Source organism: Testudinibacter sp. P17/SS/0325 (assembly GCF_053570765.1).
This window is the reverse complement of sequence record NZ_CM131635.1, coordinates 1,589,956-1,612,417: the sequence shown is the minus strand read 5'-3', so window position 1 is coordinate 1,612,417 and position 22,462 is coordinate 1,589,956. Positions and strand designations below refer to the sequence as shown.

Genomic DNA, 22,462 nt, shown 5'->3' with positions numbered 1-22,462 from the left:
ACCTCATTAGATATTTTGTGCATTGGCGGCAATATTGACAATCACATCAACCGCACTTTGCATACTCTGCACACAGGCAAGTTCATATTTACTATGGAAATTATAGCCGCCGGTGAAAATATTCGGACAAGCAATGCCCACTGCCGCCAATTTGGCGCCGTCAGTGCCGCCGCGAATCGGTTTTTCCAACGGCGTAATGCCGCAATTTTTCATCGCTTTTTTTGCCAATGCCAACGCTTGCGGCGTGCGGCGGATGACTTCATACATATTCTGATAATGATCGCGAATGTCGCACTGTAAACGCTGTTGCAGATGATGTTTCCGTGCAAATTCGTCCGCCCATTGGCGAAACTGCTGCTTTCGCTGTGTAAAGCGTTCGGTGTCAAACTCACGAATTAAATAGTGCATTTTCGCCTGTTCGATATCGCCCTCAATACTATCCAAATGGAAGAAACCTTCGCGCGCCTCCGTTTTTTCCGGCACGTCTTCTTTCGGCAAACACTGATGAAAATCGCACGCCAATGCCAGTGCATTAATTAATTTACCCTTGGCTGTGCCGGGGTGGACGGAATGCCCTTGAATCCGAATTTCCGCCGACGCCGCATTAAAATTCTCCGCTTGCAACTCGCCCAACTCGCCGCCGTCAATGGTGTAAGCCCAATCACATTGAAAATCCGCCAATGGGAAAAAATCCATACCTAAACCGATTTCTTCATCCGGGGTAAAGGCGATACGGATATTGGCATGCGGAATTTTACTGTGGATCAGTTGCTCAAGTGCGGTCATGATCTCCGCAATGCCGGCTTTATTATCCGCCCCCAGCAAGGTATTGCCATCCGTCACGATTAACGATTGCCCGACCAGTTGATGTAGAAAATGGTAATCGACCGGGCTGATATAGTCGTCGCCTTTGCCTAATGCAATATCGCCGCCGCGATATTCTTGGATCAACTCGGCTTTGACGTTTTTACCGCTCATTTGCGGCGAAGTGTCGAGGTGGGTGATAAAACCAATGGTGCGGGTGCTGCCGCAATTGGAAGGCAAAAGTGCGGTCAGCACGCTGTGGCGGCTGAGTTTAATTTCGCTTAATCCTAATAATTCCAGCTCCTCAACGAGCTGTTCCGCCAAATGAAATTGCCCGATAGAACTCGGTGATTTTTGCGCGTCCGGCTTTGATTGCGTATCAAAGGTAATATAGTGGAAAAAACGCTCCAGTAATTTTTCACGCTGTTGAAATGGTATCGACATGTTCTTATCCCCTAATGTGCAATCAAATTTAAATTACGCTTGTATTGTATGTCGGTTTATAAAACAAAATCATGATCGATAACAATTTTTCTTAATTTTATCCAAACCGCACTTTATGCCGTTTTTATGGAAATATGTCACAAAAACCAGATTATTACCAATCAAACCTTGAGTTTCTACCGCCAGAAAGGTATGTTATAGCGTTGTTTTATTTAAGAGGTAATTATGAAAATCATTTTATTAGGCGCACCGGGCGCGGGCAAAGGCACACAAGCCCAGTTCATTATGAACAAATACAATATTCCGCAAATTTCCACCGGCGATATGCTGCGTGCAGCAATCAAGACGGGCAGCGAGTTAGGCAAACAAGCCAAGCAATTAATGGACGAGGGCAAATTAGTGCCGGATGATCTGATTATTGCCTTGGTGAAAGAACGTGTGGCGCAAGCTGACGCCGCCAACGGTTTTTTGCTGGACGGCTTCCCACGCACCATTCCGCAGGCGGACGCATTAAAAGAAGCGAATATTGCGATTGATTTCGTGTTGGAATTTGACGTTGCCGACGAAGTGATTGTCGAGCGCATGAGCGGACGCCGCGTGCACCCGGCTTCCGGTCGGGTTTATCATGTGGTTTACAACCCGCCGAAAGAAGAAGGCAAAGACGACGTAACCGGCGAAGAGTTGATTATCCGCGCCGATGACAAACCGGAAACCGTGTTGGATCGCTTAAGTATCTACCACAACACCACCAAACCGTTGGTGGATTATTACCAAACCGAAGCGAAAAACGGCAACACCCAATATTTCCGTTTGGACGGCACGCAAGCCGTTGAAACGGTGAGTGAAAAATTAGCCGAGATTTTGGGCTAAGCTACCAATATTGTTCTATTTGTTAAAAAACCATGCCCTAGGCATGGTTTTTACTCTTTAAACGCCAATCACTCGACCGCTTTCAGCATTTCCTGATTCATGGCTTTCATCGACTGCAAGCCGCCCATCACTAAATACCAGTTCACCGAGTCCAAGAACACAATATTGCCGTTTTGATAGGCTTTCGAACCTTTGATTAACGCGTTATCAAATACCTTTTCCGCATTGCCGGCTTTTTTGGTGATCGCTGCGGTACGGTCAATCACGAAGATATAATCCGGATTTTTATCCAATACGTATTCAAAGGTGACCTTCATGCCGTGGCGGGATTCTTGGATATTCGGATCGGCTTGGGCGAAGCCGTAATCCTGGTAGATCATGCCGTAGCGCGAATTCGGGCCAAAAGTGCTGATATTACTTTCGTTCGCCAATAACACCAACGCATTTTTGCCCTTGGCTTTTGCCGCAATCGTTGCCAAATCTTGATCAATCGTTTTTAACTCGGTTTCGGCTTGTTCGCTTTTACCGATAATTTGTGCGATATTGCGCACATTTTGTTGGAACGACGGATAGAATTCCAAATATTTAATGTCGCTGAAATAGATCGGCGAAATCTCTTTAAAACGATCAACCAATTGGTTTTGGCGGGCGGAAATAATGGTCAATGCCGGCTCCACTTCATTCAGACGCTCGAAATTCGGTTCCATTAAGCCGCCAATATCCGCATATTTTTTATCTTCATATTTTTTCAGATAAATCGGTAATGGCGTGGATTTCGGCACCGCGGCCACGTTTTCACTGCCGAGTGTGTCTAAAATATCCAAAGCCGGAAAATCAAAAATCGCAATGCTTTTCGGATCTTTCGGTACGTCCAGCTCGCCAATGGTCGTCGCCAGTTTAATATCTGCTGCCTGCGCCACAGCAACGGTTAATGTTGCCAATAGGGTGACGGCGAAACGACGAAATGTTTTACGCATAAATTCTCCTGTTTGTTAAGTTAATTTCTAAAGAAAACGGCAATTTTATTGTCATCAATGGTATGAATCGGAATCTGCATGCCATAAATTTGTTGCAATGCTTCGGTTTGCATAATCTGCCCGACTTCGCCCTGCCGCACCAAACAGCCGTTTTTCAAAGCGACAATATAATCGGAATAACACGAAGCAAAATTAATATCGTGGATCACAATCACGACGGTTTTGCCCAATTCATCGGTCAGCTGGCGCAATACTTTCATAATCTGCACCGAATGTTTCATGTCCAGATTATTCAAGGGTTCATCAAGCAAAATATAATCGGTGTCCTGCGCCAACGTCATCGCAATATAGGTGCGCTGCCGCTGCCCGCCGCTCAGTTCGTTGATAAACACCTTACGGATTTTTTGCAGATTCATATAGTCCAGCGCTTGTTCGATATAGTGCTGATCTTCGGCACGCAACCGCCCTTTGCTATACGGAAAACGCCCGAACGCCACCAAATCTTCCACCGTCAGGCGCAAATCCAAATGGTTGCTCTGTTTTAAAATCGATAACTGTTGCGCAATTTATTGATTGGGAATGTCACTGATGTCTTTGCCGTTTAACCGCACTTTGCCGCTATCGGCGGTGAGCAGACGGCTGATGATCGCCAACAACGTGCTTTTGCCCGCCCCGTTCGGACCGATAAACGAGGTGATTTTACCCTGCGGAATGGTGAGCGAAATATCATTCAAAATGATTTTATCACCGTATTTTTTACTGATATGTTGTATTTCAAGACTCATGCCTGACTTCTCCGCAATAACAAATAAATAAAATAAATACCACCGATAAAATTGATAATCACACTGAGCGTGGCATTAAAATTCAATAACTGCGAGACAATAAATTGTCCGCCGACCAAGGTGACGATGGCAATCAGCACCGCCGCCGGAATCAGCACACGGTAGTGGTGGCTTTTCATAAACTCAAATGCCAAATTCATAACCAATAAACCCAAAAAGGTGATCGGTCCGACCAATGCGGTGGCAATGGAGGTCAAAACCGCCACGATAATCAGCAGCCGCTTGCTTAGCGCGCGGTAATCCAAACCGAGATTGATCGCCTGATCGCGCCCCAACGCCAATACATCCAACTGATACAGATAACGTGCCGCATAGGCTAACACCGCCAGCAGCAGCGCAGCGGCAAGCCATAAAATGTCGCGATTCACTTTATTGAAACTGGCAAAACTGGCGTCCTGTACAATCTGGAACTCATTCGGGTCGATCAACACTTCCATAAAAGTGCTGGCGCTTTGGAAAAAAGTGCCGAAAATAATGCCGACCAACAACAGGAAAAATAGATTTTCCCGTTCGCGTTTAAACAGGAAATAATAAAACGAGAGAGAAAACAGCGTCATAATCCCGCCCGACAGCAAAAAATCCAGTTGCGGATCAAGTTGCAACAGCGTCAGCGAGCCAAACGAAAAAATGATCGTCAGTTGGATTAAAATATAGAGCGAATCCAAACCTAAAATACTTGGCGTGAGAATACGGTTATTCACCAAGGTTTGGAAAATCATGCTCGAAACCGCAATCGCCACCGCCGTCAGCACAATCGCCGCCAGCGTAATCAAGCGGTAATTCAGGGCATACTGCCAGCGGTTCGGCAGGTTGTATCCCAAAAACAGCCCGATACAAACCGCACTTAGCACCAGCAATAATAAGAGTTTAATTCGATTAGACATGACGGAACCGCTTAAACAACAAGAGCAAGAAAATCCCGCTGCCAATCACCCCGACGATTAAATTAATCGCAATTTCATAGGGATAAATCACTACGCGCCCGATAATATCGCATGCTAACACAAACAGCGCGCCTAAAAGTGCGGTATGCGACAGCACATTTTTCAGGTTATCGCCCAAATACAGGGTGACGATATTCGGAATAATCAACCCTAAAAACGGAATCACCCCGACCGAGACGATAATAATCGAGGTGACCACCGCCGCAATCGCCAAACCGATGTATTGCACCTGCTTAAAATTCAAGCCCAAATTGACCGCAAAGGATTCTCCCATGCCGACAATCGCAAAACGGTTGGCGAACAGATAAACCAATAACAACGCAGGAATACTAAAATACAACATTTCATAACGTCCGCTCATCACCAACGAAAAATCGCCCTGCAACCAACCGGCAATGTTTTGTAATAAATCTTCTTTCATCGCCAGAAAAATCGTCACCGCACTGATAATATTGCCGAACATAATCCCGACCAGCGGCACAAAAATCACATCTTTGAATTTAAGCTTGGAGAGAATCGTAATAAAAACCAGTGTACCGGCAAAGGCTGCCGCAATCGCAATTGCGGTTTTGGTCAGCATTGAAGCTGTCGGAAACAGAATAATCGCAAGCAAAATGCCGAAACGTGCCGAATCCATGGTGCCGGCGGTGGTCGGCGACACAAAACGGTTGCGTGACAACTGTTGCATTACCAAGCCGCACACCGACAAACCCGCCCCAGCAATTAAAATACTGATTAAACGCGGTACACGGCTCAGCGTGAAGATCCGCCACTGTTCGCTATCAAAACCCAACAAGCCGTCTAAGGTTAGGCTGCTGACACCGATGAACAGAGAAAACAACGATAGCACCAATAACAGGCATATCAGATAACGTCTTTTGATCATAACAGGTGCTAAAAATCCAACAAATTTTAATCAAATGAGAATGATTTTTTATTTTATAGGCTGATGAAAAATAGCCAATTCCGTTTTGCTAAATTGATAAAACAGATTTAGCGCAGATAAAAAACAAAGTGCGGTTAAAGCCTGATCACTCCCCGCCTAACCGCACTTCGGTGATGTGTTGCTATGCCCTTTTCCTTGCTCGGCGTGCGGATAGAGATCGATTTTTCATTTGTAAATAAAGGTAATTTTTATAGGCAAGGCAAGGCAAGGCAAGGCAAGGCAAGGCAAGGCAAGGCAAGGCAAGGCAAGGCAAGGCAACACATTGAATTTAATTAAAATATTTGTCAATGACAATTTCCTTGCTATCGCTATATCACCTTAATGGAAGTTGTTGATATTAAGGATAAAATGTTTTTTGAAACCCGAACAACAATGGGCAGTTTTCTTAAACTGTTAGGTAGTTTTATCAACTCCTATGCTTTTTGCGATATCAAAAAACAGCGTGAAATTCAGCAAAAATCAATTAATTGGGTAAGGGAACATCCTTATCAAATAATCTTTTCGAAGGAACTGCCTTCACCGCATACTGATCGTCAAGCCGCCCTAAAAAAATCAGCAAAGGAACTGGACGATATACTCAAAGACCAAGACGCTTATTTTGCAGATCCGAAAAACCTTGCCGAATTTCGAGCCAAACGAAAAGCAAATAATGCAGATCAACAATTTTGTTGGTAAGCCTGATTCTATAACCTAACCTAAAACAAGAGGAAACCATGTTAAATCTAAATTGCCCTAATTGCCAAAAATCAATGGGATTCATCAATAACTTCAATAACATCAACCGCAAAGAAGTAACCTGCCCTCACTGCCAAGCTACCGTGAATAAAAAATTCAATATTGTTAAAGGATTGCTGGCTGCCTTGGGTTGCTTAATTGTTGCGACAGTTATCCTCTTTTTCGTTTTAGGAGAGGGTAACACAACCATGTATCTTGGAGGGTTCGCCGGCATTCTCGGATTTATTGCATTTGGTACAAGCTATAATAAAAAACCGAATTCATAGCAAGATACGAAAAATCCCGATTTATGCGGGATTTTTCTTACTTATCTCGTTTCCATTTTGACCTAAGGAAAATATTATGGGCTTAAAAAACAAACTTTATCGGAAACAATTCGCCCCTTTCAAACCACTCATAGGTGTAGCTATCATACTTGCTATGTATTTTTACGGGTTGATTGATTTTGACTTCTATTCACAAAAACTCGGTTTTGATATACCGCATTGGTTTTTTTACAGTATATTCGCTGCTCTTTGTTTATATGCTGCTTGGAAAACCTTTTGGGGTGTCATTTGGATATTGAGCGCCAAAGAAAATAGTCGGTCAAAATGCTTTTTCGGCATGCTGAACAATAAAAATCCACAAGTAAAAATTGAAAATGGATTAGAAGAGTATGCACTCTTAGCTTCCACATTTTATGAAGCAAGTCAAATACTAATCGGTGATAAAGAAAGTTTAAGCGAACTTGCTAAAAACCCAAATTATATTCCCCCTTACCGTTTAGATAAAGACGGTGATCTACGAGGAGGATCTCAATTTATTAACAGTATTGAGGGAATGCACCATTTAACCAAAAAAGAAGCGGAATATCGCTTAAAAGTGCCTCTTGAAAATGCTTGGGGAATCACCGGCAAAACATCAGCACTCGAGCAAATAGACGCATTATGGCATAGCGCCTTAGAGTCGGCAGAATATAATCTGTTGGATTCTGAAAAAGGCGTGCTTTATACTAAAACGGTACAGGAATTCGGTTATAAAACGGTTAATTTCAAGACAGACACTAATGCAGCCGGTTTTGATATTATCCGTTTTATTTATATTGCTCGTTCAAGTTTTACTTTAGGCTATATCCCTGAAGAAAGCGTACGCAACGCATTATGGAATGCAGCACGATTTATTGCCACCTCTTATGAAAGTTGGGAACAACTCGGCTATTCTTATTTAGTGACCTTCTTAAATTGGAATTTGACATCAAATTATGACGAATCGACTTATTGTTATATCACTGAACGTGTAACCGCTATCAATCAGCTATTTTCCGAACCCAACAGCCCATTAAAAGACACGTCGTTAGATATATTACGCACTCTTATCGAAAAAGAATTAACCGATAACGCCAAGCAAGAATCCGCTATCTAATGAACTATTCAATGCCGATATAAAGAATGTCGGCATTATTTTATTTAATCCCATTAGGGAGTTTTTAATAGATATGATTATGCAAGATAAAATTCGTTGTCCTTATTGCCTGAGCGTGTTGAATCAACTGTTCATCAAACACAATCAGTACTATTGTGGCAATTGTTTGAAGAAATACCGATTACAATCCGTCCAATCAACTGAACATGTAATTGCTTTAAAACAATCCAAGGAATATGATGAAGAGAAAGATTATTTTAAACAACTCGAAATCAGAAATAAATTACTCGATAAAAAATCATTTTGGTCTTCTTTTGTGCCTTATTATCTCGAACAAATGGTCAAAGAGATTAAGCTCAAAGGGCGATATCGAGTATGGTTTATTGTAATATTTCTCTTAAGCTTATTTGCTTTTCGTGTCTATCAATCTGAAAAACAATATATTTTTCAAGATATTGAAGTTCAAAAAAATAATGAACGACTGAGAGCAATTATAGAAAAAACAGAAAAAAACAGACTAGAGCTACAGCGACGAGCTGAGGAAAGAGAAAAATAACCTAGAGAAATCAATAAATATGAGTGAGATAGTTTACTTTCTTTGTGCTTGGGCTGCGGCATCGATAATCAGTTACTTTTACCGTAAACGGCTTGTATTGCTTATCTTGGTGCTGCTGCTGTTTGCTTCGGTCGAGATCATACGCCGGAATAGTGTGTATTTTCAAAATCGGATAGAGGATATATATCCAATCACAGTGTTGCTCGCTTTATTATTTTTACACACATTCTTGATGGTTGCGGCTCCGCTGATGATGAAAGTAGTGAGGATAAGTGAGAAAAACAAAGAAATCGGAACAAGGATTTTTATTGCTATTTTTTATATTTTCACTTTATTTTTTCTGTTTATGATGTTTGTTAAAGGAGTTATCCATTGATTAATATCGTTGTTTTTATATTCTGTTATTTCAATTTTAAATAGTTACATATATGAAAAATCACATCATAATAATAGTAGAAAATGGCTATGTGACTTACTGGAATTCTGATACGGATAAATTCTATCGTAGTTATATTGGTTTAAGCAAATTAAATAACGGCAAGCATTATATTGCTGTTGTGATTTCACTTTATTTTCTAAAACAAGTTGATAATTTTTTAAATACGGTAGTTCATAATCATTTTATATTTTGGACTGTCGGAACATTAAGTGTAATCGGACTTTGCTCAATCTTGTTTAACACTTTCTATACAAGAGTTATAAGCAAGATAAAACCGCTTCCTATTGAAGAGAATTTTATCACCCGTGAATTTTATAATAAATTTAAAAATAGAATAAAAATAATTCTAACCAGTATGATGATTTTCATTAGTTTATTTTTGGTCTTTATTATTTTTTCTTGGCGTATGAAAAGCATGGCATTATTGTTTTGTGCGTGGGCTTGCTTGTGTTGTAGTATTATGATTCTACAAGGTACTAATTTCATAGGACTTTATCAATTTTATCAAAAATACCTAAAAACTACGATTAAACCGATAAGTAAATAAGTATGAAAAAATATATTCTCACCATGCTTGCCCTTTTGGATACTTTCTATTTATTCATTTATTTTTTGAATTCCTTCAAAGATAATAAAATCCCTTTTTATAGCGATCTTTTATCTTTATCTATATTATGGGAGAGGATGGGTAGCTTAGCCATTACTTTACCTATCGCCAGCACTATTTTACTTTTATCATTATTTTTATCTATATACTATTACATCTCTGATAAATGGCTTGGATTTTATCTTGCCATGTTCCAACTTCCACTTAGAATTTTCTGTTTGCTACCCTCTATTCCATATTCAATCTACGCATTCAAATCGCTCTTTAATCTAGTAAGCATTTATTCATTTTACTTTCTCATCACATTAGAGCTAAGCAAAGTTCTTTTTCTCTATTTACTTTTTAAAGAAAACAGGAGCATTAAGTGATATTATTTTTATGTTTTATGCTAATTATGGCTATGCTATTCAAATTTCATTATAAAAACAAGATGTTATTTTTAATTTTTACAACTTTATTAGTTTTGATAACTTATTTAAATGAATCAAGCTACAAAGTGAATTTCTATTTAATTGTTTTTCTCATTTTAATTTTCATAACTTCTTTCTGCTTGCTTTCTATTAATATTGTTATAAGAATTGCATTCAATAAACTTAGATATAGAGAGAACATAAGGAAAATATACTTAACATTCATTTTTATTGGTTTGTCTGTATTATCATACAAATTTTTGGTTGATGGTATATTGGAGAAATAAATGCATTACTATCACTTTTATAAACTCGTGAGGAATTGATAAAAAAATTTATTATCGTAATTTTACCACTATGATTATTAGATAAGAAAACAGTTTTATTGTAAAAGTTGGAAGCGTTGAGGTATTAAATTTCATTATATGAATAAAATAAAATATTTTTGGAATTACCTATTTTATTTTGCTTGGCGATTGCATTGTAAAATTGGTTTTATGTTGATAGAACGCCCATTAATGTATGGCTTAGAAAGCATACTAAAATTTATACCAATAATTAAACATAGTGCCGCCGCACGTTATCGGAGCCGGCGTAAGGTGCTAGATGATATGGAGAGCGGTTTTAATATCCGTTTTGTATTTAAATTTTTTTTGACACTCACCTGGGTAATAATCGTGAGCCTTTTTTCTTATCTTATTGTCTATTTAGAAATAGCGATAAATAATTCTCTCTTTTTGACTATTCATTTTATTGTTACAATCGCCATTTCACATTTAATCAATATAAAATTACTCGGCTGGTATAACAATGGATACCTTGCTTATTTTAAAAAATTCAAAAAGAGTGCGAACAATAGGTTCGGTTATTTTTCAATTATTACTTTCTATTTTTTTGCATTTTCATTTTGTTTATTCACACTTTATTTTCATACGAAATTTGATTTTTTGAGTTGATGACATCATGGTGGGTAAATTTTGCGAATTAAACTGTTCCTTATGCATATGCCCGCATGCGGAGAGAGATATATTAGTGAAAAATAAACCTTGCTGAAAAACAAAGGGCGGTTAAACTTTTGGAGTCAGATCACTTTCGCTTAACCGCACTTTCATTTCAAAATCAACCACTCAGCTACTTGGTCAAATCATCAAAGAACTTCTTCACGCCGTCTAAAAAGCTGGAGGATTTCGGGCGATGGGAATTCGCGCCCTCCAAACTTTGTTCCAGTTGTTTCAACAGCTCTTTTTGTTCGTCGTTGAGTTTGACCGGCGTTTCGATAATCACTTTACAGATTAAATCACCGGCGTAGTGGCTGCGGGTCGAAGTCACGCCTTTACCGCGCATTCTGAACAGTTTACCGGTTTGGGTTTCCGCCGGGATTTTCAGTTTCACCCGTCCGTCTAAGGTCGGCACTTCGATTTCGCCGCCCAAGGCTGCCATGGTGAAACTGATCGGCACTTCGCAATACAGGTTGTTGCCGTCACGTTCAAAGATGTGATGATCTTTCACGTGGATAACAACATATAAATCCCCTGCCGGTGCGCCGTTTTCGCCCGCTGCGCCTTCGCCACTTAAACGTAATTGGTTGCCGCTATCAACCCCCGGCGGGATTTTGACCGACAGATTTTTGGCTTTATGCACCCGTCCGTCGCCATGGCATTTGGTACACGGTTTTTCGATTTTCTTGCCTGAACCATGACAGGTAGGGCAGGCTTGTTCGGTGACGAAAAAGCCTTGTTGGCGGCGCACGCGCCCTGCGCCGTGGCAGGTCGGGCAGGTTTCCACTTTCGAGCCGTCCTGCGCGCCGCTGCCGTGGCAACTGTCGCATTCCGCCAAAGTATTGATTTTAATATCTTTGCTTGTACCTTTAACCGCTTCTTCCAGCGTAATTTCCAGATCATAGCGCAAATCGTCGCCACGTACCACACGCTGGCGACCACGACCGCCGCCGAACATATCGCTGAAAATATCGCCGAAAATATCGCCGAAATCCGCACCGCCAAAGCCGCCTCCGTTGCCGCCGAAACCGCCTTGCTCAAATGCGGCGTGTCCGTATTGATCATAGGCGGCACGTTTTTGCGAATCGGTCAACACTTCATAGGCTTCTTTGACCTCTTTGAACTGCGCCTCGGTATCTTTGTTATCCGGATTGCGGTCAGGGTGATATTTCATCGCCAAGCGTTTATACGCTTTTTTGATCTCTTTTTCTTCGGCATTGCGCGCAACGCCTAACACTTCATAATAATCACGCTTTGACATAGTCTTCCCGTTCGCTTGTTACTTCTATTACTGTCTTTTTCTGTTATATGTGCAAAAGGGCGAAGATTACTCATCGCCCTAACCTGTTTTAAAGAAAGAAAATTTGACTTTCTTTACTGCGCATTTGCTTACTTGTCTTTCACTTCTTCAAATTCCGCATCGACCACATCATCGCCGCCTTTGCCTTGCTCCGCTTGGGTTTGCGCTTGCTGCTGACCGGCTTGGGCTTGCTGCTGTGCCGCTGCGATTAATTTTTCAGAAGCCTGAATCAAAGTTTGGGTTTTCGCTTCGATCACGTCTTTGTTTTCGCCTTTGGCCGCGGTTTCCAACTCGCTGACCGCACTTTCAATTGCGGCGCGATCTTCGCCGCTCAGGGCTTCACCGGCTTCTTCCAGTTGTTTACGGGTTGAGTGAACAAGATGATCCGCTTGGTTGCGCGCTTGCACCAACTCTTCAAATTTGCGATCCGCTTCCGCATTCGCTTCCGCATCACGTACCATTTGTTGGATTTCGTCATCACTCAGACCGGAAGAGGCTTTAATCGTGATTTTTTGCTCTTTACCCGTGCCTTTGTCTTTCGCCGAAACGTGTAAGATCCCGTCTGCGTCAATGTCAAAGGTCACTTCGATTTGCGGCATGCCGCGTGGCGCAGCTTGGATACCTTCTAGGTTAAACTGTCCCAATGATTTGTTGTCACCGGCACGTTTACGCTCCCCTTGCAACACATGAATGGTTACCGCACTTTGGTTGTCTTCCGCAGTGGAGAACACTTGGCTGTGCTTGGTTGGGATCGTGGTGTTTTTCTCGATCAGTTTGGTCATCACGCCGCCCATGGTTTCGATACCCAATGACAACGGAGTAACGTCAAGCAACAACACGTCTTTTACATCACCCGCCAACACGCCTCCTTGCACCGCCGCACCAATCGCGACCGCTTCGTCTGGGTTCACGTCTTTACGCGGTTCTTTGCCGAAGAATTCAGCCACTTTTTGCTGCACCAACGGCATACGGGTTTGACCGCCGACCAAAATCACATCGTCGATTTCAGACACGCTTAAATCCGCATCTTTCAGCGCAATACGCACCGGCTCTAATGAGCGTTGCACCAAATCTTCCACCAGCGATTCCAATTTGGCACGGGTCAGCTTGATGTTCAAGTGTTTCGGGCCGGTTGCGTCCGCAGTGATATACGGCAGATTCACATCGGTTTGTTGTGCGGAAGACAATTCGATTTTCGCTTTCTCTCCGGCTTCTTTCAAACGTTGCATTGCCAACGGATCGTTGCGCAGATCAATACCTTGCTCTTTTTTGAACTCGTCAACCAAGTAGTTGATCACACGGTTATCGAAGTCTTCCCCGCCTAAGTGGGTATCGCCGTTGGTCGCCAACACTTCAAAGGTTTTCTCGCCGTCCACATCGTCGATTTCGATGATAGACAAGTCAAAGGTGCCGCCCCCCAAGTCATAAACCGCGATGGTGTGGTTGCCTTTGTCTTTATCCAAGCCATATGCCAACGCTGCCGCCGTCGGTTCGTTGATGATACGTTTGACTTCTAAGCCTGCGATACGGCCGGCATCTTTGGTTGCCTGACGTTGCGCGTCGTTGAAGTATGCCGGCACAGTGATAACCGCTTCGGTCACTTTCTCGCCCAAGAAATCTTCGGCGGTTTTCTTCATTTTTTTCAACACTTCCGCAGAAATTTGCGGCGGCGCCATTTTTTCGCCTTTGACGGAAACCCAAGCATCGCCATTGTCGGCTTTTACAATATCAAACGGCATGATGTTAACGTCACGCTGTACTTCTTCATCGGTAAAACGACGACCAATCAAACGTTTGATTGCAAACAGTGTGTTTTTCGGGTTGGTTACCGCTTGGCGTTTTGCCGGCTGCCCGACTAAGGTTTCACCGTCTTGGGTATAAGCAATGATCGATGGCGTGGTACGATCCCCTTCCGCATTCTCGATCACGCGCGGTTTGTCACCGTCCATCACTGCCACACATGAGTTTGTTGTTCCTAAGTCAATACCAATAATTTTTCCCATTTTGTTTCTCCTGTTAAATCTGAAATTTGTTCTCTGCAAAGCAAACGAATTACTTCGATGCTTTTAAGATGCGGACTAAAAACCGGATTTCAACTCTGTTTTAAAAAATTTCTGCAATTTTTTAACCCGACTCAAATCCCCGTCCCGCTCACGCTTGTGTCAATAAATAAGACCGAAAAAATAAACTTCAAGAGGCAAAGTGCGGTTTTGCGCAAAAATAGTTTTTCCGCTTAAGATGTTAAAGAGAGAGTATAACCCGGAGGGTTAACTATGGTATTTTTTAGCCATTGCCGATATACTGTCGAAGTGCACTAAAATCGAGTCAATTGACAACTTCATCTTCACAGGAGAAAAATGATGAAAAAATCTTCTTTCGCTCTCGCTACCGTTGCCGTTCTCGTTGCAGCTTGGGCTGGCGGCGCTTGGTATTCCGGCAAAGTCTTGCAAGAAAAATATCCTGAATACATCAGAAATAACAATGAGAAAGTTGCTGCCAATTACAACGTGGCGTTTCATGGTATTTACCGCTTTGAAGTTAAAAATGTCAAATTGGAGCGCAACTTCTTCTCCACTGAGATTGAAGATCACTTAATCGTTACTGATTTAGAAGAAAATAAACAATACATTTTTCCATTCAAAACGACTGCCGAACACGGACCGTTGCCACTCTCGCGTTTGAGTAGCCTGAAATTAACGCCGGTGTTGACAGCTGCCCGCTCCGAATTGGCTGAAAATCCGTCAATCAGCGAACTGTTCAAAGCCAGTAAAGGCGTAGCACCGTATAGCGGCAATTTCAGTATTAGTTACGGTGGGCAAATCCAACAAACATCGACCATTGCCGCATTTGACTATAATAATGAGCAAATTTCCGTTAACAGCACGCCGATCCATATCGAAAGCGACACCAATCAAGACGGTATCGGTTTAATTAAACTGCAATTGGATAAATGGGTTTCTACTGTACCGGCGACTGAATACAACGACAATTATGAAAAAATCAGTGTGAAACGCACGCTCACGTTTGAAAATGTCACGCTGGATTCGGATCTGAAACCGACGAATTGGAAATATATTCCGAACGGAAAGCAGCTGTTTAATATCGGCTTGGTGAATATCAACGACGAAGCGGACGAAGCGGTTGAAGGTTACACCCCCGCCAACACCCAATTAAAAAATGTACGTTTGGATTACAATACCACACTCAATAATGATTTTGTTGATTACCGTATAAATAACAGCATTGAATCCTTAACGGCACAAGGGGAAAACTTCGGACAAATTGATCTTAACCTGAATTTAGGTCATTTATCGGCGGAATATTTAAACCAAGGGATTGAAGCCTTTACTAACCCGAATCCAAAACAGCAAGAAGAGCAAGTGACCGCGGCAGGTTTAAGCTTATTACAACATCAACCGACCTTTTCGATTCAACTGTTTAAATTGAAAAACAGCGCCGGCGAAAATCAACTGACTTTTGATCTGGCTTTCGCCAAGGTCGATCAACAAGCCGCATTAATGCAAGGCAAGTTTTTGTCGCTGTTTGACAAACTGGAAATGAATGCCAATATCAACCGCCAATCCGCTGAGGTTTTCAGCACCAGTATCTCCAAACTGGACGGCGTTGAAAATCCCGAAGCCGCTGCCAAAGCCGAACTGGATGCCGCCTTGCAAGAGGCTGTCGCGCAGAATGCGTTGACCACCGACGACAACGGCGCAACCTATCAGTCCAAATTGATTCTGGAAAACGGCGAATTGAAATTCAACGGTGAAGTCATCCCCGAAGAAGCCATCGCCCAAACCTTGATGATGATTTTGATGGGTGGATTATAAACACAACACAAGGGCAGATCAGATTTTGATCCGCCCTTTTTCTGACTCGCCACTTTCCCATATGGCAATATTACTTTTCTCCGCTTATGCTTGATAATGATCAACCGTAACAATTTGAGTTATGTTAGAATCTTTATAATATTTTTACTGAAGATAATTAACAGCATGAAACTAAGCAAATTTACCGATTACAATCTGAGGGTTTTAATCTATTTGGCGTTGCACAACGATCGCTTGTGCACCATTCAAGAAATCGCCAGTGCCTATCAAATTTCGGAAAATCATTTGATGAAGGTGATCCATCATCTGGCGAAACAGCAAACTATTTTGTCACGCCGTGGCAAAGGCGGGGGGATTCAGCTTGCCCGTCCCCCTAATGAAATTAATTTATCGGAAGTCATCCGTAACGCGGAGGGAGACGACTCCCTGGTGCGCTGCCGCGATCATGGCGTTGCCTGCTGTATCACCCCGGCCTGCCAACTGCCCTCGATTTTTAATTTGGCACTTGAGGCCTTTTATCAATATCTTTCACAATATCGCCTGAGTGACGTATTAAAACAACCTGAATTGTTTGCCCGGCATTTCAATCAACAGCAAATCAATCATAGCATGGTTAACTAAGGAGCCGCCGATGGCGTTTGATGTAAAAAATTACCGGATTGACGAGAAAAATAAATTAGACATCAAAACCTTTTCGACCAACGGTAAAAAAGACATTGCCGCAAGCAAAGAAGAGCGCAATGCGATTCTGACCGCACTTTCGCCGGAATTGGATCAGCTGCAAGATTTATTATATGCCGAACATCAACGCAAAGTGTTGATCGTGCTGCAAGGCATGGATACCTCCGGCAAAGACGGCACCATTCGTGCGGTGTTTCAAAGTGTCGATCCGCTGGCGGTGCGCACCGCTTATTTCAAAGCCCCGACGGCGAACGAGTTGGATCGGGATTATCTGTGGCGGGTGCATAATGTGGTGCCGCGCCGTGGTGAAATGGTGATTTTTAACCGCAGCCACTATGAAGATGTGCTGGTGACGAAAGTCAAAGGTTGGATCAGTGACGAAGAAGAGCAACGCCGCTTACGGCATATCCGTGATTTCGAGCGTTTGCTGAGTGAAACCGGCACCGTCATCTTAAAATTTTTCTTACACATCTCCAAAGATGAACAAAAAGAGCGCTTGCAAGAACGTTTGGATAACCCGGAAAAGAATTGGAAATTTAATCTGGGCGATTTAGATGATCGCAGGCTGTGGGGCGATTTCCAAAAACAGTATGAAAAAGTGATCAATCAAACCTCAACCGATTATGCTCCTTGGTATGTGATTCCGGCGGATTCTAAGTCCGGACGCAATGTGATTATCATGAAAATCTTATTGGAAACCCTGCGCAAGCTGGAAATGCAATATCCGCAAGTCGATACCGCCGGCTGGCCGAAAACCGTCGAATAATCCCTTTTCTTTCTATTTTCTTTTAGATAAGATAAACGCACTCTCATGGGGTGCATTATCTATTTGTTCTACCACAATGATAAGGCTGAGAAATACCCATTGAACCTGATCTGATTAGTAGCAGCGAAGGGATTTGAGATTGTGTTTCCGCGCAAGCACTCTCCTCCGATCCTTTTTTATCATTGATATATATAAAAAGGATTTCCACATGTCTTATTTCAGCAAAAACATTCAAAAAACCATTTTTACGCTGGCACTTGCCGGTCTCGGCAGTGTTGCCTTGGCAGCCGATAAGCCGGTTTTGACGGTTTACAGTTATGATTCGTTCACCTCCGACTGGGGGCCGGCACCAAAATTAAAACCGCTGTTTGAACAGCAATGCCAATGCGAGCTGAAATTTGTGCCGTTTGAGGACGGCGTCACCCTGTTTAACCGTTTACGTTTAGAGGGCAAAAACAGTAAAGCCGATGTGATTATCGGTTTGGATAACAACTTGCTGCCGGAAGCACGTCAATCCGAATTGTTTGCTGAAAATAACGTTGATTTAGCCGCCTTATCATTGCCGATCGAATGGCAAGACCGCACTTTCCTACCGTATGACTACGGGCAATATGCTTTTATTTATGATCGCGAAACATTGGCGAATCCGCCAAGCAGCTTAACGGAATTGATCGAACGGCAAGATCTGAAAGTGATTTACCAAGATCCGCGCACCAGCACCGTCGGACGGGGTTTATTGGCTTGGGTGAATGCGGTTTATCCGCAGGAACAGGTCGCGCAAGCGTGGCAAACTCTGGCAAAACACACCGTGACCGTCGGCAAAGGCTGGTCGGAAACCTACGGCGCGTTTTTGAAAGGCGAAGCGGATCTGGTGCTGAGTTATAACACCTCGCCACTGTATCACCAAATCCATGAACAAAAAGACAATTATACCGCAGCGGAATTCAGCGAAGGGCATATTGTGCAAATCGAACTGGCGGCAAAGCTGAAAAACAGCAAACACCCCGCCCTTGCCGATCAGTTTTTAGCCTTTTTAATCAGCCCTGAGGCACAAAAAACCATTGCTTTGCATAATATTATGTTGCCGGTGATCAACACCGAAGTCGAACCGCACTTCGATCAATTCGCACCGTTTAAAACCCTTGCCGTGCCATTCCCGGAAAAAGAGAACGGCAAAGCGCAAATTCAAGTCTGGCAACAGGCGCTAAGCCAATAAACACGCGATGATCAACCATCGGTTAACACTCGCCACTTGCCTGCCCGGTTTGGCCGTGGTGAGTTTTTTACTCTTGTTTTATGCCAACAGCTTGTGGCAATTGTTACAGTACAGTCTGCCCGACACCTGGCACAGCCTGTGGCAAGACAGTTACTTTTGGCATATCCTCAAATTCAGTTTGTGGCAAGCGCTGTTGTCGGCGCTGTTGTCGCTCGCCGGCGGCTTGCTCACCGCCCATGCGCTGTTTCACCGCACCTTTATCGGTAAAAATCGGCTATTGAAGATTTTATCGCTGACCTTTGTTCTGCCGGTGCTGGTGGCGGTGTTCGGCTTAATCGGCGTTTACGGCTTGTCCGGCTGGTTCAATCAGCTGCTGGCATGGCTGCAACTGGATTGGCAACCGCACTTTTATGGTTTAAGCGGCATTTTGATTGCCCATTTGTTCTTTAATTTACCGCTCGCCAGTAAAATATTCCTACAAGCGCTGCACAGCATTCCCGTTCAACAACGGCAATTGGCGGCGCAACTCAATATCCGCAATCTGGATTTTTTCCGCTTAATCGAATTTCCCTATCTGCGCCAACAGCTATTGCCGGTGTTTGCCTTGATTTTTATGCTGTGCTTCACCAGTTTTGCGATTGTATTAACCCTCGGCGGCGGGCCGAAATACACCACCTTGGAAGTGGCGATTTTTCAAGCCATCACCTTTGATTTTGATTTGGGCAAAGCGGCAACTCTGGCACTGGTTCAATTCGCTTTATGTTTTGTACTGTTTCAAACTAACGCCTATTTCAGCCGCCATACCGCCACTGTGCTCAGTAAAGCGCAATACCGCTATCAACCGCAAGCCTTCAACCGCACTTTTCAGTTTCTCCATGCGCTGATTTTGTTACTGGTTGTCTTGTTTATCGCCCTGCCGCTGCTGAATATTGTGTATAGCGGTTTACGCTCGCCGGCATTATGGCAAGTGTGGCAAAGCGCACAATTATGGCAAGCCCTCGGTTATTCGCTCACGCTTGCCCCGGTCGCCGCGTTGATTGCCGTGAGTTTGAGTGTCGCCCTGCTGTTGACCGTGCGCCAACTGCGTTGGCACTACTACCGCAAAAGTGCGGATAGCATGCTGAATATCGGCATGATGATCTTAGCGATTCCCACTTTAGTATTGGCAATCGGGCTGTTTTTATTGCTGCAAACGATCGATTTTTCCACTCTTCACCTGTTTTTGATTGTCGCCCTGTGTAATGCGCTGATCGCCATGCCGTTCGTACTACGGATTTTAGCCGCGCCGTTTCAAAACAATATGCTGTATTACGAAAAACTGTGCCAATCGCTAGGCATTCGCGGTTGGACACGTTGGAAAATCATCGAATGGCAACAATTACGCCAACCGATTCGCAGCGCTTATGCCTATGCCTTCACCCTCTCACTGGGCGATTTCACCGCCATTGCGCTGTTTGGCAACCAAGATTTCAGCTCGCTGCCACGGCTGTTATACCAACAATTGGGGCACTACCGTTCACAAGAAGCGGCGGTGACCGCCTTGGTATTACTGATACTCTGTGCGCTAACATTTTTATTTATCGAGAAAGACCATGATTCATCTCAACCAATTGACCTTTAATTATCAAGCAATGCCAATGCAGTTTGACTTAAGCGTTGCCGCGGGGGAAAAGGTGGCGATTATCGGTGCCAGCGGTGCCGGCAAAAGCACATTGTTAAATTTAATCGCCGGGTTTGAATTTGCCGACAGCGGCATGATTCGGCTGAATGGTGAAGATCACACGCACAGCCAACCGCACCTGCGCCCGGTGTCGATGTTGTTTCAGGAAAATAATCTGTTTAACCATTTAAGCGTGGAACAAAATATTATTTTGGGTTTACAGCCGAATTTAACAATTAATCCGCAACAGCAACAACAAGTGCGGTTAATTGCCGAGCAAGTCGGATTAACCGATTTTCTCAAGCGGCTGCCGGATCAACTGTCCGGCGGGCAAAAACAACGGGTGGCACTCGCCCGTTGTTTGTTGCGTGATAAACCGATCTTGCTATTAGACGAACCGTTTTCCGCCCTCGACAGTACGCTGCGGGGTGAGATGTTGCAACTGTTACAACAAATTTGCCAACGGAAAAACACCACCTTGCTGATGGTCACCCACCAACCGCAAGAAGTAGCGCACTTTGTCGACCGCACTTTAACCGTGGCGAACGGGCAAATTGTCAAGCAAAGTGCGGTTGATTGAAAAACCGTAAAGCGGTTGAACTTATTCGTTGTTTTCCGTTACTATCTTTGGCTTAAAATATATCAATCAAGTAAAGGATATCTTATGACTATTCAACAAGTTGAACTCAGCCGACTGACACCGCATCCAAGTTTGGAATATTGGTCGGTGTGCAAAGTCGAAGCCTTGTTTGAAACCCCATTTTTAGAGTTAGTTTATCGAGCGGCACAAGTGCACCGCGAACATTTCAATCCGCAAGCGATTCAACTTTCAACCCTGTTGTCGATTAAAACCGGCGGATGTCCGGAAGATTGCAGCTATTGCCCGCAATCGGCGCGTTACCAAACCGGGGTGCAAAACCAGCAATTATTAGAGATTGAGGAAATCGTGGAAAAAGCCAAAATCGCCAAATCACGTGGTGCCGGGCGATTTTGCATGGGCGCGGCGTGGCGCGGTCCGAAACCGAAAGACGTGACGAAAATCACCGAAATCATCAAAGCGGTGAAAGCATTGGGCATGGAAACCTGCGGCACGTTCGGCTTATTGCAAGACGGCATGGCGGAACAATTAAAAGACGCCGGTTTGGATTACTACAACCACAACCTCGACACCGCACCGGAACATTATCATGAAGTGATCGGCACTCGCCGCTTTGACGATCGCATCAATACCCTTGGTAAAGTGCGGTCTGCGGGGCTGAAAGTCTGCTGCGGCGGCATTGTCGGTATGAATGAAACCCGCAAAGAACGCGCCGGTTTAATCGCCAGCCTCGCCAATCTGGATCCGCAACCGGAATCGGTGCCGATTAACCAATTAGTCAAAGTCGAAGGCACGCCGTTAATGGATGCGGAAGAACTGGATTGGACCGAATTCGTGCGCACCATCGCCGTCGCCCGTATCACCATGCCGCAGAGTTATGTGCGTCTCTCCGCCGGTCGTCAGGGGATGTCGGAAAGTATGCAGGCGATGTGTTTTATGGCAGGCGCAAACTCGATTTTCTATGGCGATAAGCTGTTGGTTACCGGCAATCCCGAAGAAGACGGCGATCAACTGCTGATGGCAAAACTGGATCTTGAGCCGGAAACGGAGCAGAACCGGAAAGTCACGGTTTAAAAATAGGAATAGTAGACAAAAAGGTTGGTCAAAACTCACTTGAAGCCTTACAGTATAAGGCTTTGAGTGAGTTTTACAAAAATGACTAAAAAAAGTGCTTTTTTGCAGTAGTTACACTTACCATAAATACGGATTCAAAGCCGAAATTCAGAGATATAAATGCAACGATTGCCAACGCATTTTCACGTTCTATTACTTGCAACGGATGGCGTGGATTATTGAAAGATATTTTTGATACCCCGCCCCAAATGTGCCAATTTCACTTGGTTGTTATGGTCATCAGAAAATTAACGAGAAACCCTAAATCAGTTGCCGGAAAAGAGCTGAAAGTCGTGGTGAAAACGCTGAAAAATAGTCA

General features: G+C 43.5%; 22 protein-coding genes and 1 pseudogene. 15 read left to right on the top strand and 8 right to left on the bottom strand.

Annotated elements, in window-relative coordinates; genetic code table 11:
- Positions 1-6 precede the first annotated feature (6 nt).
- Positions 7-1,248 (bottom strand): peptidase T, encoded by a 1,242-nt coding sequence (gene pepT, locus ACWA50_RS07680; protein ID WP_431051307.1) that lies wholly within the window; start codon positions 1,246-1,248, stop codon positions 7-9.
- A 225-nt stretch (positions 1,249-1,473) separates the two neighbouring features.
- Here pepT and adk point away from each other — a divergent pair, with 225 nt between their 5' ends.
- On the top strand, positions 1,474-2,118 hold the full coding sequence (gene adk, locus ACWA50_RS07675) for an adenylate kinase (RefSeq protein WP_431051305.1): 645 nt from the start codon (positions 1,474-1,476) through the stop codon (positions 2,116-2,118).
- A gap of 68 nt (positions 2,119-2,186) precedes the next feature.
- On the opposite strand, the gene ACWA50_RS07670 is transcribed toward adk, so the two are convergent.
- The 5 genes and pseudogenes from ACWA50_RS07670 to ACWA50_RS07650 form a co-directional block, all read right to left on the bottom strand.
- Complete coding sequence (locus ACWA50_RS07670; protein WP_431051303.1) at positions 2,187-3,095, bottom strand: siderophore ABC transporter substrate-binding protein; 909 nt, start codon at positions 3,093-3,095, stop codon at positions 2,187-2,189.
- A 20-nt stretch (positions 3,096-3,115) separates the two neighbouring features.
- Positions 3,116-3,880: pseudogene (locus ACWA50_RS07665) on the bottom strand (iron ABC transporter ATP-binding protein).
- Positions 3,877-4,824, bottom strand: a complete 948-nt coding sequence (locus tag ACWA50_RS07660) for an iron chelate uptake ABC transporter family permease subunit (protein ID WP_431051301.1) — start codon at positions 4,822-4,824, stop codon at positions 3,877-3,879. Before ACWA50_RS07660 ends, ACWA50_RS07665 begins: the two are co-directional and overlap by 4 nt.
- Entirely contained in the window at positions 4,817-5,770 is a 954-nt protein-coding gene (locus ACWA50_RS07655) for an ABC transporter permease (RefSeq protein ID WP_431051299.1), read from the bottom strand. The genes ACWA50_RS07660 and ACWA50_RS07655 overlap by 8 nt, the downstream gene beginning before the upstream one ends.
- A gap of 225 nt (positions 5,771-5,995) precedes the next feature.
- A complete protein-coding gene (locus tag ACWA50_RS07650; protein ID WP_449343090.1) occupies positions 5,996-6,118 on the bottom strand; it encodes a hypothetical protein in 123 nt (40 codons plus the stop codon).
- A gap of 60 nt (positions 6,119-6,178) precedes the next feature.
- On the opposite strand from ACWA50_RS07650, the gene ACWA50_RS07645 reads away from it, so the two are divergent.
- The 6 genes from ACWA50_RS07645 to ACWA50_RS07620 all read left to right on the top strand — a co-directional run bounded on the left by ACWA50_RS07645 (position 6,179) and on the right by ACWA50_RS07620 (position 9,508).
- Entirely contained in the window at positions 6,179-6,505 is a 327-nt protein-coding gene (locus ACWA50_RS07645) for a hypothetical protein (protein ID WP_431051297.1), read from the top strand.
- Positions 6,506-6,543: 38 nt separating this feature from the next.
- The gene (locus ACWA50_RS07640) at positions 6,544-6,831 is read left to right on the top strand and encodes a hypothetical protein (RefSeq protein WP_431051295.1); all 288 of its coding nucleotides are present in this window, start codon (positions 6,544-6,546) and stop codon (positions 6,829-6,831) included.
- Positions 6,832-6,907: 76 nt separating this feature from the next.
- Positions 6,908-7,966 (top strand): DUF1266 domain-containing protein, encoded by a 1,059-nt coding sequence (locus ACWA50_RS07635; RefSeq protein ID WP_431051293.1) that lies wholly within the window; start codon positions 6,908-6,910, stop codon positions 7,964-7,966.
- 79 nt (positions 7,967-8,045) lie between these two features.
- Positions 8,046-8,522, top strand: coding sequence for a hypothetical protein (locus ACWA50_RS07630; RefSeq protein ID WP_431051291.1), 477 nt, complete (start codon positions 8,046-8,048; stop codon positions 8,520-8,522).
- A 19-nt stretch (positions 8,523-8,541) separates the two neighbouring features.
- Entirely contained in the window at positions 8,542-8,898 is a 357-nt protein-coding gene (locus ACWA50_RS07625; RefSeq protein ID WP_449343089.1) for a hypothetical protein, read from the top strand.
- 52 nt (positions 8,899-8,950) lie between these two features.
- Positions 8,951-9,508 carry a hypothetical protein gene (locus ACWA50_RS07620; protein WP_431051289.1) on the top strand — a complete coding sequence of 186 codons (558 nt, stop codon included), beginning with the start codon at positions 8,951-8,953 and terminating at the stop codon, positions 9,506-9,508.
- Between the two features lie 1,601 nt (positions 9,509-11,109).
- Here the strand turns inward: ACWA50_RS07620 and dnaJ are convergent.
- Positions 11,110-12,237: a molecular chaperone DnaJ gene (gene dnaJ, locus ACWA50_RS07615; protein ID WP_431051287.1), complete on the bottom strand. Its 1,128-nt coding sequence runs from the start codon at positions 12,235-12,237 to the stop codon at positions 11,110-11,112.
- A 128-nt stretch (positions 12,238-12,365) separates the two neighbouring features.
- Entirely contained in the window at positions 12,366-14,279 is a 1,914-nt protein-coding gene (dnaK, locus tag ACWA50_RS07610) for a molecular chaperone DnaK (protein ID WP_431051286.1), read from the bottom strand.
- A 354-nt stretch (positions 14,280-14,633) separates the two neighbouring features.
- Here dnaK and ACWA50_RS07605 point away from each other — a divergent pair, with 354 nt between their 5' ends.
- The 8 genes from ACWA50_RS07605 to ACWA50_RS07570 all read left to right on the top strand — a co-directional run bounded on the left by ACWA50_RS07605 (position 14,634) and on the right by ACWA50_RS07570 (position 22,339).
- Positions 14,634-16,109 carry a YdgA family protein gene (locus ACWA50_RS07605; RefSeq protein WP_431051284.1) on the top strand — a complete coding sequence of 492 codons (1,476 nt, stop codon included), beginning with the start codon at positions 14,634-14,636 and terminating at the stop codon, positions 16,107-16,109.
- 165 nt (positions 16,110-16,274) lie between these two features.
- Entirely contained in the window at positions 16,275-16,730 is a 456-nt protein-coding gene (locus ACWA50_RS07600; RefSeq protein ID WP_431051282.1) for an RrF2 family transcriptional regulator, read from the top strand.
- Positions 16,731-16,740: 10 nt separating this feature from the next.
- Positions 16,741-17,556, top strand: coding sequence for a PPK2 family polyphosphate kinase (locus ACWA50_RS07595; protein ID WP_431051280.1), 816 nt, complete (start codon positions 16,741-16,743; stop codon positions 17,554-17,556).
- A gap of 208 nt (positions 17,557-17,764) precedes the next feature.
- Entirely contained in the window at positions 17,765-18,772 is a 1,008-nt protein-coding gene (thiB, locus tag ACWA50_RS07590) for a thiamine ABC transporter substrate binding subunit (RefSeq protein WP_431051278.1), read from the top strand.
- Between the two features lie 7 nt (positions 18,773-18,779).
- On the top strand, positions 18,780-20,393 hold the full coding sequence (gene thiP / locus ACWA50_RS07585; RefSeq protein WP_431051276.1) for a thiamine/thiamine pyrophosphate ABC transporter permease ThiP: 1,614 nt from the start codon (positions 18,780-18,782) through the stop codon (positions 20,391-20,393).
- A complete protein-coding gene (thiQ, locus tag ACWA50_RS07580; RefSeq protein ID WP_431051274.1) occupies positions 20,365-21,012 on the top strand; it encodes a thiamine ABC transporter ATP-binding protein in 648 nt (215 codons plus the stop codon). The genes thiP and thiQ overlap by 29 nt, the downstream gene beginning before the upstream one ends.
- 84 nt (positions 21,013-21,096) lie before the next feature.
- Positions 21,097-22,104 (top strand): biotin synthase BioB, encoded by a 1,008-nt coding sequence (gene bioB / locus ACWA50_RS07575; RefSeq protein WP_431051272.1) that lies wholly within the window; start codon positions 21,097-21,099, stop codon positions 22,102-22,104.
- Positions 22,105-22,198: 94 nt separating this feature from the next.
- The gene (locus ACWA50_RS07570; RefSeq protein WP_431051270.1) at positions 22,199-22,339 is read left to right on the top strand and encodes an IS1/IS1595 family N-terminal zinc-binding domain-containing protein; all 141 of its coding nucleotides are present in this window, start codon (positions 22,199-22,201) and stop codon (positions 22,337-22,339) included.
- Positions 22,340-22,462 lie beyond the last annotated feature (123 nt).